12 protein-coding genes are annotated in these 12,673 nt (G+C 63.4%); 8 read left to right on the top strand and 4 right to left on the bottom strand.

Annotated features, from left to right (window positions below; all coding sequences use genetic code 11):
* Window positions 1–11: 11 nt before the first annotated feature.
* From HB634_RS07705 to HB634_RS07680, 6 genes are all read left to right on the top strand, one after another.
* Entirely contained in the window at window positions 12–1,643 is a 1,632-nt protein-coding gene (locus tag HB634_RS07705; protein WP_213948190.1) for an OFA family MFS transporter, read from the top strand.
* Window positions 1,644–1,672: 29 nt separating this feature from the next.
* The gene (locus HB634_RS07700; protein ID WP_063573933.1) at window positions 1,673–2,482 is read left to right on the top strand and encodes an SAM-dependent methyltransferase; all 810 of its coding nucleotides are present in this window, start codon (window positions 1,673–1,675) and stop codon (window positions 2,480–2,482) included.
* Between the two features lie 34 nt (window positions 2,483–2,516).
* Window positions 2,517–2,819: a hypothetical protein gene (locus tag HB634_RS07695; protein ID WP_213948189.1), complete on the top strand. Its 303-nt coding sequence runs from the start codon at window positions 2,517–2,519 to the stop codon at window positions 2,817–2,819.
* 142 nt (window positions 2,820–2,961) lie between these two features.
* The gene (locus tag HB634_RS07690; RefSeq protein ID WP_063573500.1) at window positions 2,962–3,207 is read left to right on the top strand and encodes a hypothetical protein; all 246 of its coding nucleotides are present in this window, start codon (window positions 2,962–2,964) and stop codon (window positions 3,205–3,207) included.
* 301 nt (window positions 3,208–3,508) lie between these two features.
* Window positions 3,509–3,724, top strand: a complete 216-nt coding sequence (locus HB634_RS07685) for a hypothetical protein (protein ID WP_213948188.1) — start codon at window positions 3,509–3,511, stop codon at window positions 3,722–3,724.
* 4 nt (window positions 3,725–3,728) lie between these two features.
* Window positions 3,729–5,552: a GGDEF domain-containing protein gene (locus HB634_RS07680; protein ID WP_197478451.1), complete on the top strand. Its 1,824-nt coding sequence runs from the start codon at window positions 3,729–3,731 to the stop codon at window positions 5,550–5,552.
* 130 nt (window positions 5,553–5,682) lie between these two features.
* On the opposite strand, the gene ykgO is transcribed toward HB634_RS07680, so the two are convergent.
* The 4 genes from ykgO to HB634_RS07660 all read right to left on the bottom strand — a co-directional run bounded on the left by ykgO (window position 5,683) and on the right by HB634_RS07660 (window position 8,505).
* Window positions 5,683–5,808: a type B 50S ribosomal protein L36 gene (ykgO, locus tag HB634_RS07675; protein WP_029213509.1), complete on the bottom strand. Its 126-nt coding sequence runs from the start codon at window positions 5,806–5,808 to the stop codon at window positions 5,683–5,685.
* Window positions 5,809–5,896: 88 nt separating this feature from the next.
* Window positions 5,897–6,811 carry a LysR substrate-binding domain-containing protein gene (locus HB634_RS07670; RefSeq protein ID WP_213948187.1) on the bottom strand — a complete coding sequence of 305 codons (915 nt, stop codon included), beginning with the start codon at window positions 6,809–6,811 and terminating at the stop codon, window positions 5,897–5,899.
* Window positions 6,812–7,138: 327 nt separating this feature from the next.
* Window positions 7,139–7,774 (bottom strand): CoA transferase subunit B, encoded by a 636-nt coding sequence (locus tag HB634_RS07665; RefSeq protein WP_063572471.1) that lies wholly within the window; start codon window positions 7,772–7,774, stop codon window positions 7,139–7,141.
* A gap of 2 nt (window positions 7,775–7,776) precedes the next feature.
* Window positions 7,777–8,505 (bottom strand): CoA transferase subunit A, encoded by a 729-nt coding sequence (locus HB634_RS07660; protein WP_063572470.1) that lies wholly within the window; start codon window positions 8,503–8,505, stop codon window positions 7,777–7,779.
* A gap of 131 nt (window positions 8,506–8,636) precedes the next feature.
* Between HB634_RS07660 and gndA the strand changes: the two genes are divergently transcribed.
* The gene (gene gndA / locus HB634_RS07655) at window positions 8,637–10,052 is read left to right on the top strand and encodes an NADP-dependent phosphogluconate dehydrogenase (protein ID WP_063572469.1); all 1,416 of its coding nucleotides are present in this window, start codon (window positions 8,637–8,639) and stop codon (window positions 10,050–10,052) included.
* 251 nt (window positions 10,053–10,303) lie between these two features.
* Window positions 10,304–12,649, top strand: coding sequence for a type II secretion system secretin GspD (gspD, locus tag HB634_RS07650; protein WP_255548444.1), 2,346 nt, complete (start codon window positions 10,304–10,306; stop codon window positions 12,647–12,649).
* Window positions 12,650–12,673: the final 24 nt, after the last annotated feature.

The following is a 12,673-nucleotide window of genomic DNA, read 5'->3' as shown; positions in this document are numbered from 1 at the left end:
GGAACAAACGCATGGCAGGAAACGAGACGGCCGGCTTGCTGGCCCGGGAACGTACGATCGCGGGTCCGGGTTTCAATCGCTGGCTGGTGCCACCTGCGGCCCTCGCCATTCATCTATGTATCGGCATGGCCTACGGGTTCTCGGTGTTCTGGCTGCCGATGAGCAACCTGGTGACCGGCGCCGATGCCACGGTCTGCGCGAGCCAGGGCTTCCTCGACCAGCTCACGACCACGACCTGCAACTGGACCGTCCCCTCGGTCAACCATATCTTCGAAACCTTCATCGCCATGCTCGGCCTCGCCGCGGCGATCTGGGGTGGCTGGCTCGAGCACGCGGGGCCGCGCAAGGCCGGCTTCATCGCCGCGTGCTGCTGGGGCGGCGGCCTGGTGCTGGGCGGCATCGGCGTCTCTCTCCACCAGCTCTGGCTGGTCTACCTCGGCTGCGGGTTGCTGGGCGGCGTGGGGCAGGGGCTTGGTTACATCACGCCGGTGTCGACGCTGATCAAATGGTTTCCCGACCGTCGAGGCCTGGCCACGGGCTTCGCCATCATGGGTTATGGCGGCGGCGCGATGATCGGCGCGCCGATTGCCGTCAAGCTCATGGACGTCTTCAAGAGCGGCGATGTCCCGGGGGTGTCGACCACGCTGATCGTCATGGGTCTGGTTTACTTCGTGGTGATGTCGCTGGGGGCGTTCGGCTTCCGGGTCACACCGAACGGCTGGAAGCCGGTGGGCTATCAGCTAGCCACGGCGGACGTGTCCAAAAGGCCCATGATCAGCCATGGCCACGTGCACCTTAGCCGCGCCTGGAAGACGCCGCAGTTCTGGCTCATCTGGGGCGTGCTGTGCATGAACGTGACCGCTGGCATCGGCGTGTTGTCCATGGCAAGTCCGATGTTGCAGGACGTGTTCGGTGCGGGTCTGCTTGGTGTCGATCCGGGTACGGCACTCACCGCCGCGCAGAAGAGCGCCATCGCTACCGCCGCCGCGGGCCTGGTGGGCCTCATCAGCCTGTTCAATTCGGTGGGCCGCCTTGCCTGGGCGTCGGCGTCGGATTTTCTTGGCCGGCGGTTTACTTACTGCGTTTTCTTTATCCTCGGCATCATTCTGTATTGCCTCCTGCCGACGCTCGGTCACCTGGGCATGGCGGCGGCATTTGTCATCACGGTCTGCGTGATCCTGTCGATGTACGGCGGCGGTTTCGCCACGGTGCCGGCCTACCTGGCAGATATGTTCGGCACGCAGATGGTCGGCGCCATCCACGGCCGCCTGCTCACCGCATGGTCGGTAGCCGGCGTGATCGGCCCCGTCTTGATCGCAGGTATTCGTGAAGCGCAGCTCGGCGCCGGCGTGGCCAAGAATCTCGTCTACGACCGCACCCTGTACATTCTCGCGGGTCTTCTGCTGATCGGCCTGATCTGCAACCTGCTGGTTCGCCCGGTGGACCCGAAGCACCACATGACCGAGGAAGAGCTGAAGCGCGAACGGGCGCTGCAGCACGAGGTGCAGGCCTCGGATGCCAGCCTGGCCGCCGCGGCGCGCGGGCCGTTCGGAGCCATCGGTATCGTGGCCTGGCTGGCGGTGGGCATTCCGTTCCTGATCGGCGTTTGGATCGCCTTGCACAAAGCGGCGGCTCTGCTATAAGACGTTCTTGTCTGTCGGGGGAGTAGGGCATGAGTGCGAGCGCGATAGCCACACGGGGACGGCTGGTCTGCGTCGGCGTGGGGATGACCCTTGGGTCGCACATCACACCGATCGCGCAAAGCGAGATCGATCATGCGGACGTCGTTTTCGCTGGGGTGTCCGACGCGATTGTCGAGCTCTGGTTGCGCGAGATGCACCCGGACGTGCGAAGCCTGCAACCTTACTATGCCGCAGGGAAATCCCGGCACGACACTTATGGGGAAATGGTCGAAGCCATCCTTGTCGAGGTGCGCGCAGGAAAGCGCGTATGTGGCGTGTTCTACGGGCACCCTGGAATTTTTGCTCTCGCGCCGCACCAGTCGATTGAGCTGGCCCGCGCGGAAGGTTACGAAGCGCGCATGGAACCGGGGGTGTCCTCGGAAGATTGTCTCTACGCCGACCTGGGCATCGATCCGGGTACCTTTGGGTGTCAGCATTTCGAGGCGACACAGTTCATCGTCTACAAGCGAGTCGTCGACCCGTCTGCGTGGTTGTTCCTGTGGCAGGTTGGTCTGGTGGGAGACCTGACGCTGGGGAAGCTGGGAACGGGGCCCGCTTATCGTCAGGTGCTCGTGGATGTGCTCATGCGCCACTACCCTGGGGATCATGAGGTCATTGTGTACAAGGTGCCGACGTTGCCTATCGAACGGCCATCCATCCGACGGGTGCGGCTCGATCAACTGGTCGACACCGTCGTCAGCACATCGGAAACAGTTGCCATTCCGCCGGCGAAGGCCCTTGTGTTGGATCCGACGGTCCGGGAGAGGCTCGACGCGTTGCGCCACGCCGACGTGGCGTGATTCTTGCCAATGTTCCATTTTGAGGAGAGTTCCAATGTCTCAGATGATCGAGTTCCTGACCCGCGTAGGCGCTGATTCCAGCCTTCGCTTCGGTAGTGGTGAAAGCCTGTGCGCCGCCATGGATGCCATGGGCCTTGATGGCGAGATGCGCTCCTGTGTATCCGCCGGTGACGCTGAAGGGGTCAGGGCGCAGATTGTTCAGCAATCCGCATACTTTGTGGCCCTCATGCCACCATTTTCGGCAGCGTTGATGCCAGCATTTTCGGTAGCGTTGATGGCTCCGATTTCTGCATCCCTGGTGGCGCCCTTTCGGGCTGCGCCCTCCGACGTGAGCTGACCGGGGCGCTGCACCCAACGATTGGCCTACTTCAACGGATCCCGCAAGTGCGATGCATCCCCGATGACGAAATCCGCAGCCGCCTGGAATCGCTGATGCGTTCCGAGGGGCTTAACCCTTGGCCCATGACAGGAGAGAGTGAATGTCGCAGTTGATCGAGTTTCTCGGGAAAGTTGGAAGTGACGCCAGCCTGCGTTACGGCGGACGCGATGCGCTGCTTCAGGCCATGGATGCCGAGGGGCTGGATGTCGTGTTCCGTGAGTCGGTTGCCTCCGGTGACACCCGTGCCGTGGAGCGCGTGCTTCACGGCCACGCGGCGGAGGTACCGGTGTATCAGGTAGGTCAGATGCCCACGGATTTCCAGGACGCCCTGATCCGGCAGCGTTGATGCCTCCGGTTTCCGCATCCCTCATGGCGCCCTTTCAGGCTATGGCTTCCGACGTGAGCTGACCGGGGCGTTGCACCGGCCGACTGGCCTACTTCAACCCAGCCACCCTTAGGGCTATGATCCGCAGGGGGCGGCCTCAAGGGGAGGATTCGCCAGTTCGGGCCAGGGGTTGGTCCTCTGTGCTCAAGGGATGAGTAGGATGGGGAATGTAATCGAGTTCTTGGCGCGTCTTGGAAAAGACGCGTCGCTACGCGACGCATCCGACGATGCGCTAGCCGCGCTTGTCGCGAATGAATCCGGCATGGACGGTGCTCTGGGCGAAGCGATGATCTCCCGCGATCCCGAGGCGCTTCGCACAGTGCTGGGCCAGGGTATTTTCTTTGCCACGCAGATGGGCGATCCCCTCCGTGAAGAGGAAGAGCCTGAAGACGAAGAGGGTGATGAGAACGATGAGGAGGGCGAGCAATCGCTCCAGCATCGCCTGCCGAAGTCATCGGCTCCCGGCTCCAGGCACTGACGGTATGAAAGCGGGCGTCCGCTTTGGGTTCATCTCGGCCATGCTGGTTGTCGCATGTGCGACGGCCAGCGTGCATGCGGCGTCGCAAGCTGCTGGCGCTCCGGCGCCAGCAGCCTCTGTGGACATCGCCGATCTGGATGCGAAGCTGGCGCGTGCGGACGCAATCAAGACTGTCGATTTTGCTCAGTTTTCCCGACTTCTCGATGAGGTCATCCCCCAAAGCGCGCGGCTGGCCAAGGACCAGCAATCGCTGCTGACTTTCCTGCGTGGATGGCGCGCAACGTGGGTTGGCGATTACGAGACGGGCAAGGCGGCGCTCGACGAGGTTGCGGATACCGCAAGTAGTAACGTGATGCGCGCTCGCGCGACCGCGACGCTCGTGAATCTGCTCGGGATCGGTCACCGTTACGAGCAGGCGTTCCTTCGCCTGAGTCAGTTGCAGGAAATGCTGCCGTCCATCCGTGATCGCAATGCCCGGTTCCAGGCACTTGGCGAAGCCTCGCAGATGCTCAGTTCGGCGGGTCAGTACGACCAGGCCGAGGCCTATGCGCAGCAGATGATTGATGACCCGCCACCCGGTGAGACGATTTGCAAAGGAGGCGAACATCTTCTTCGCGCTCGACGCGAAGGAAATCGTCTTCATGTGCTGGATCCAATCTATGAAAAGACCCTCGAAGCATGCGTCGGCGCAGGCGAGGAAATTTTCGCCGACGGGATGCGGGTCAATATCGCCGCGTTCCAGGTAGCCAATGGACATCCGGACGAAGCGGTAAAACTTCTTGTTGCCCATCGCGACGGGCTTCGTACCCTGAACTATCCCGCGCTGTTGGCCGAGTTCGATGCGACGCTTGCGCAGGCGTACTTCAGGCTGGGTGACTTGCCGAATGCACGGCGGTACGGTCTTTCCGCCATCGCCGGATCCGTCCACGGTGAGTTCACAGACCCGCGGCGCACCGGTTACGAGGTGCTCTTTCAGGTCGAGGAGCAGGCGGGCAATGCAGCGGCGGCACTGGCCTACCACGTGCTGTACATGGCGGCGGATAAGGCTTACCTCAACGACGTGAGTGCCCGCAGTCTGGCCTTCCAGATCGTCGACCAGCAGCTGCTGGCACGAAAGGCCGAAGTCGAGTCACTCAACAAGCAGAATGAAATCCTGCGTCTGAATGGCGCGCTCGATCGCAAGGACGTCGAAACCGGTCGTCTTTATATCGTCATTCTCGCTGCCAGCCTTGCCGCCATCGTCTGGTTGGTGTTGTGGCTGCGCCGCTCACAGATGCGTTTCATGAAGCTGGCGCGTCGTGACGGCCTGACAGGTATCTGCAATCGGGAACACTTCGTCGAGCAGGCCGATCGCGTGCTTGCCTATGGTGCGCGTTCCGACCGTGGGCTCTGCCTGATCCTGTTCGATCTGGATCACTTCAAGAACGTCAACGATACCTACGGTCATGCCGTGGGCGACGAAGTGCTTAAGCGTGCGGTCGATGTCTGCCATCGTGCCTTGCACGCCTGCGATGTGTTCGGTCGTCTGGGTGGTGAGGAGTTCGCGGTCCTGTTGCCCGATTGCAGTCCGGCACAGGCACGCGCACGCGCCGAACAGCTTCGCTTATCCATCTCGGCGACAGCCTCTACGCCGACGCGTCCCGAGCTGGCGGTGACCGCGAGCTTCGGTGTTTCATCCACATTGCAATGTGGCTTCGAGTTGCACCGGCTGCTTGTGGTTGCCGACGCGGCGCTTTATCGGGCGAAGCGGGCAGGGCGCAATTGCGTCTTCATGGGCGATACCGGTGATATTCCGGATTCGCCCTACCTGACCGAGGCGCGTGGGTAGTGTGGGAGTCGGCTATGCCGGCGATGAGGGTTACCGCCACCTGGCTATCGCCGCTGAAGCGGCTCCCACACTATCAGGCATAAAAAAAGGCCGCTTTCGCGGCCTTCTTTTTACCCGTCGCAGCTAAAGATTAGCGCTGACGAGCCTTGAAACGGGGGTTGCTCTTGCAGATCACGAACACTTTGCCGCGACGGCGAACGACTTTGCAGTCACGGTGACGCGACTTCGCGGACTTCAAAGAGGAAAGCACCTTCACGGCTAGCTCCTGAAACTTTAAGGACAAGGAAAAACGGAATTGTAGCGATCCGGTCTGCGTTACGCAAGCGCCGGGAAAGATTGACCTTTCAGGCGAGGCCCAGTGCGGTACGGGCCTCGCGCACCGTGCGAAGGAAGCTATCGAGCACGGGAGACGTATTGTCCACGCGACTGGCTACAGCAAGCAACAGGTAAGCTTCCGGATCGTCCACCGGCACGAAGGCCACGCCGTCCAAGTGGACGGCGCGTAGCGAGCCCGGCACGAGTGCCAGGCCCAGTCCGGCGGCCACCAGTGGCAGCAGGGAAGGGATCTGCTGCGCTTCCTGGCGAACGTTGGGGCGGAATTTCGCCTTATTCGCCAGCAGCATCAGCCTGTCGATCAGGGTCGCCGCATGGGCGCGAGGCGGGGCCACGAAGCGCTCATGCGCGAGCTCCTCCATGCGTAGCGACTCGCGGTTGGCGAGCCGATGGCCTGTGGGCAGGGCGATAACCAGCGGCTCGTGATCGATCACCTCGACGTTCAGCTGGCGGGCGTTGGCCACGCCCTCCGGGTGGGCCCGAAGCAGGCCCACGTCGATCTGTCCGCTGAGAATGGCGTCGTACTGGGCGCCCGTGAGCATCTCACCCAGATGCAGGCTGACGCCGGGTGCCGCTTGTGTGAAGCGCAGCAAGGTTTCCGGGAGCGCGCGGTGAAATGATACGGAGACGGCATAGGCCAGCCTCAGCTGGCCGGTGAACCCGGCGGCCGCTTCGGTCACCACGGTTCGCGCGCTCTCCGCCCGCGCCAGGATCGCCTTGGCTTCGAGCAGGAAGAGTCGTCCCGGCTCGGTCAGCGCCACGCGGCGCCGGTTGCGGTCGAACAGGCGTACGCCGAGATCCGCCTCCAGGGCGAGAATCTGCTGCGACAGCGGTGGCTGCGAGATATGCAGGCGCTGGGCGGCCTGGGTGAAACTGAGGGTTTCCGCCACTTCCACGAAGTAGCGCAGCTGGCGCAGATCGAACATAGTCGATTTTCGTCTAAGTGAGCGGTGAAAGATATATTGGCGAGAATTTCCTAGGAAATCTATGATCCTCGTCGACCTACCAATCAACCCTCCCCCTGGGTCGGTAGGTCCCTCGCCCCGCATCGACGCTAAACACCGGTATCTGGCCTACCTCCCCCCCCGAGGCCCATACCGAGGCGTCCTCTGCGGGGCGACTTTATTTCTGGGCCGGCAAAATTGTGGGAGCCGATTCATCGGCGATCACGCCGCAGCGGGCCGGGGTGCGGCGTTGTCGCCAGCACCCAATCGCCGATAAATCGGCTCCCACACAAGGCAAGAGCCGCAAAGTCAGAGCTTCGAAGTGAAGGCGCACTCGGTGCTGGCGCGGACGTGACCTTCGTCGACGCCGGGAGCCAGCTCGATCAACGCGAGGCCGTCCGGCGTGACGTCGAACACGGCCAGGTCGGTGATGATGCGGTCGACCACGCCTTTGCCGGTGAGCGGCAGGGTGCATTCGGTGAGGATCTTCGGCGTGCCGTCTTTCGCGGTGTGTTCCATGACCACGACCACGCGCTTCACGCCGGCGACCAGGTCCATCGCGCCGCCCATGCCCTTGACCATCTTGCCGGGCACCATCCAGTTGGCGATGTCGCCTTCGCCGGTGACCTGCATAGCGCCGAGGATCGAGATGTCGATGTGACCGCCGCGAATCATCGCGAAGGAGTCGGCGCTCGAAAAGTACGACGCGCCGGGCCGGGCGGTGACGGTCTGCTTGCCGGCGTTGATGAGGTCGGCGTCCACTTCCTCTTCGGTCGGGAAGGGCCCGATACCGAGCAGGCCGTTTTCGGACTGCAGCCACACGTCCACGCCGTCTGGCAGGAAGTTGGCGACCAGCGTCGGTAAACCGATGCCCAGGTTCACGTAATCGCCGTTGCTCAGTTCCAGGGCGGCGCGCTGCGCCATCTGATCACGATTCCAGGCCATGGTCAGGCTCCCTGTGCGCGCACGGTGCGCTGTTCGATGCGCTTGGACGGCGCGGGGTTATGCACGATGCGATCGACGTAGATGCCCGGCGTATGGACCTGGTCCGGATCCAGCTCGCCCACTTCCACCATGATCTCGACCTCGGCGATGCAGACCTTGCCCGCCGTGGCAGCCATCGGATTGAAGTTGCGCGCGGTCTTGCGGTAGACGAGGTTGCCCGAGGGATCGGCCTTCCAGGCTTTTACCAGCGCCACGTCGGCGACGATGGATCGCTCCATCACGTACATGTTGCCGTCGAAGTCGCGGGTTTCCTTGCCCTCGGCCACCTGGGTGCCGTAACCGGTGCGGGTGAAGAAGGCGGGGATGCCCGCGCCGCCGGCGCGCAGCTTCTCGGCAAGCGTGCCCTGCGGGGTGAACTCGACCTCGAGCTCACCGGCGAGGAACTGGCGCTCGAACTCCTTGTTCTCACCCACATAGGAGGAAACCATCTTGCGGATCTGGCGGGTGGCCAGCAGCAGGCCGAGGCCGACGCCGTCGATACCGGCATTGTTCGACACGGCGGTCAGGCCCGTGACCCCGGAATCGCGAAGGGCCTCGATGAGAAGCTCCGGAATACCGCAGAGGCCGAAGCCGCCCACGGCGATGATCTGTCCGTCGGCCACGAGGCCGGCCAGAGCCTCACGGGCGCTGGCGACACGTTTGTCGCGCGAGTGCGACTTCACCTGGTTCATGCGTTGTCGAGTCCATCCGGGCGGTCCCGCCGCCGGTTCGCCCGCCATCATAGCCGAGCGCCATCACGTTCCGTGGTACGCCGGAGGTTCACGCTGGTCCATGGTGCTGGGCAACATACCTGGAGGTTCTCGTGAGCAAGCAGAAGATTGGCGTGATCGGCATGGCCGTGATGGGTCGCAACCTGGCCTGGAATATCGAAAGCCGTGGACACGCCGTTTCCATCTTCAATCGAAGTAAGGAAAAGACCGACGAGGTGATGTCCGAGAGCAAGGACAAGCAACTCGTGCCGACGTACTCGCTGGAAGAATTCGTCGACTCGCTTGAGAAACCGCGCCGCATCCTGCTTATGGTGCAGGCCGGCAAGGGGACCGACGCGGTGATCGAACAGCTGCGCCCCTTGCTGGATAAGGGCGACATTCTCATCGACGGCGGTAACACCTACTACAAGGACACGGTGCGCCGTGGTGAGGAACTGGCAAAGGACGGCTTGCACTTCATCGGCACCGGCGTGTCCGGTGGCGAGGAAGGTGCGCTGAAGGGTCCGTCGATCATGCCCGGCGGCCCGCGCGACGCCTACGACCTGGTCGCCCCGATCCTCACCGAGATCGCCGCCAAGGCGCCGGACGGCGAGCCCTGCGTCACTTATATCGGTCCGGGCGGGGCCGGACATTACGTGAAAATGGTGCACAACGGCATCGAATACGGCGACATGCAGCTCATCGCCGAGAGCTACGCCGTGCTCAAACACGTGCTCGGCCTGGACAACCAGGAGCTGGCCGACGTCTACAGTGAATGGAACGAAGGCGAGCTGGACAGCTTCCTGATCGAGATCACCTCGAAGATCTTTACCAAGAAGGACGACAAGAGCGACAAGATGCTCATCGACGTGATCCTCGACCGCGCTGCGCAGAAGGGCACCGGTAAGTGGACCAGTCAGAGCGCGCTCGACCTGGGCGTTCCGCTCACGCTCATTACAGAGTCGGTGTTCGCCCGCGGCCTGTCGTCCCTGAAAGAGGAGCGCGTCGCGGCTAGCAAGGTGCTGGCGGGGCCGAAGGCGGAGAAGTTCTCGGGTGATCGCTCGGCTTTCAAGGAATCGGTGCGTCGCGCCCTCTATATGAGCAAGCTCATCTCCTATGCCCAGGGTTTTGCCCAGCTGCGCGCTGCCTCGGAGGAGAACGAATGGAAGCTGGATTACGGCGCCATCGCGAAGATCTTCCGCGCCGGCTGCATCATCCGTGCGCGCTTCCTGCAGAAGATCACCGATGCCTACAAGAACGGTGGCGACGTGAAAAACCTGCTTCTCGACGCTTACTTCCGCGATATCGTGCAGAACTATCAGGCGGCGTTGCGCGAAGTGGTCGCCGAAGCCGTGCGGGTCGGTGTGCCGGTGCCGGGCTTTAGCGCGGCCATTGCCTACTACGACAGCTATCGGTCCGAGACGTTGCCGGCCAACCTCATCCAGGCCCAGCGCGACTATTTCGGCGCCCATACCTTCGAGCGGGTGGACGAAAAGGGCAGCTTCCACGCGGAATGGGCGGCGGAGTAGCCCACTGCCGCCCCCTGTGTAGGAGCCGATTCATCGGCGATCCCGCGGCAGCGGGGCAGGTTGTCGCGACCTGGTTATCGCCGATGAATCGGCTCCTGCAAGGAGCAGCAGCCGCCCTGTAGGTGGACCTGCGTCGCGGCTTGAGACGCAAGAACTAGCGCTGAGAGGGACCCTCCCTTTAGAGTTGGCGAAATCGAGAGAGCCGCCCCCTGTGAGGCGGCTCTCTCGCGACCAACGAGGGAGTACGTTGTTTGACGCAGAGACGTAAGCTGACCGGCGCCGTGGCGCTCGCGGTAGCGCTGGCCGGATGCTCGACCCTGCCTCAGCCGCGCGACGACGGGGCACTGCAGCGCGAGGCCATGGCCGGCACCGAGAAACCCGCACCGCGGTCGGTGCCGATCGCCAGCACCAATCCGTCCACGCCGGGCGTGGCGCCGCCGGAAGTCACCACGGGCACGGGCGAATTCGTCAAGGCCGTGGGCCTGGCCAAACCGACGCCGGTCGCCGAAGGCGCGGGCACGGTGACCTTCAATTTCGAGAACCAGCCGGTCGAGTCGGTGGTGAAAGCCATCCTCGGCGACCTGCTGCATGAAAATTATTCGATCGTGCCGGGCGTGCAGGGCAACGTGTCCTTCTCGACCTCGCAGCCGGTCACGGCCGAGCAGGCCCTGCCGATCCTCGAGACCCTGCTGTCGTGGACGGGCAATGCGCTCGTGCACAGCAACGGCCGCTACGTGGTGATGCCCGCCAAGGACGCCGTCGCCGGCAACCTCGTGCCGAGCATCGGCGCCAATGCGCCCGCTGGCGGCCTGCAGGCGCGCCTGTTCCCGCTGCACTTCATTTCCGCCACGGAGATGCAGAAGCTGATCAAGCCGTTCGCACGTGCCGACGCGGTGCTGCTCGCCGATCCCACGCGCAACGTGATCGTGATGGCCGGCACGCCGAGCGAACTGGAGAACTACCAGCGCACCGTGGCCACCTTCGACGTGGACTGGCTGCGCGGTATGTCCGTGGGCGTGTTCAGCCTGCAGCGCGCGGAGGTCAAGGACCTCACGCCCATGCTCGACAAGCTGTTCGGTGATAAGGGCAACACGCCGATGGCCGGCCTGTTGCGCTTCATCCCCATCGAGCGGACCAATTCGCTGGTGGTGATCAGCCCGCAGCCGGCCTATCTGGACGAAGTGCGCAGCTGGATCGATCGCATCGACCACGGCGGCGGCAATGAAGCCCAGCTCTACGTCTACGACGTGCGCAACGTGCAGGCGTCGGATCTGGCCGATTACCTTTCCGACATCTACGGTGGCGGCTCCAGCGGTGGCCGCTCCGGCGATCGCGGCGGGAAGGTGGGCCCGGGCCTGAGCTCGGGCACCCTCGGTGGCGACAGTGATTCCAGTCGCGGGGGCTCCGGCTCGGGCTTTGGCAGCGGCTCGGGCACGTTCGGCAGCGGCTCGTCGTCGTCCTCGTCGTCCGGTGGCTACCTCAACACCACCAGCGGTAACGGCATCAACGGCTCCTCGGCCGGATTCGGAAGCAGCGGTTCGTCGAGCGGCGGCTCGCAGAGCGGCTTTGCCGGCAGTGGTTTCGGTGACGACGACAACTCGCATCGCTCACACAGCGGTGGCATCACGACCGACGAAGGCGTGCGCATCACCTCGGTGGATTCGAACAACCAGTTGATGGTGCGTTGTCGCCCGGCGCAGTGGGCGGAGATCGAGCAGGCGATCAAGCGCCTCGATGCCGTGCCGCTTCAGGTGCAGATTGAAACGCGCATCCTCGAAGTCGCGCTCACCGGCAACTTCCAGTTCGGTGTGCAGTGGTATCTGGAAGGACTGGTGGGCACGACCAACGGGCAGCCGACGCAGCCGGGTAACAAACAGCAGTGGGCGTTGGGAAGCGGTGGCGCCACGTACAACCCAAGCACGGACAGCTTCTTCTACTCGTTCGTCAACAACAACATCTCCGTTGCCCTGAAGGCAATGGAAACCAGCGGCAATACGAAGACCTTGTCCGCGCCCTCGCTCGTGGTGCTGAACAACCAGAAGGCGCACATCCAGGTCGGCGACCAGATTCCGATCACCCAGACCTTCGTCAACACTGGGGCGAACACGGACAACACAATCGGCCAGGTCGAGTACAAGGACACCGGCGTGATCCTCAACGTGCGTCCGCGCGTGAATCCGGGCGGCCTGGTGTATCTCAACATCAACCAGGTGGTGAGCGCTCCCGGCCAGAAGGACACCACCACCGGTAATTTCCCGATCCAGCAGCGCGAAGTGGCCACGCAGGTCGCGGTGCAGAGCGGGCAGACGGTGCTGCTCGGCGGTTTGATCAAGCAGGACGAGGGCACGACGGATACCGGTATTCCGGGGCTCAACCGCATTCCCGTGTTCGGTCGCCTGTTCGGTTCCACCACGCGCAGTCGCAACCGTACGGAGCTGATCGTGTTGATCACGCCGCGTGTCATCACCAATGGTGAAGATGCAAAGCAGATCACCGACGAGTACCAGCGCAAGTTCGAATCGCTGCAGCCGTATCGCGAGGGTGCCGCGAAGCCGCGCGCCGCGGAACCGACCGTGACGGTGCCCCTGCACCCATAAGCCGCCTGCGGCACGGCGGCCCTT

The sequence above is a fragment of the Luteibacter sp. dw_328 genome (assembly GCF_018449605.1).
Classification (GTDB): Bacteria; Pseudomonadota; Gammaproteobacteria; order Xanthomonadales; family Rhodanobacteraceae; genus Luteibacter.
The sequence above is the reverse complement of the archived record's forward strand: the minus strand, read 5'-3'. Positions and strand labels throughout refer to the sequence as shown.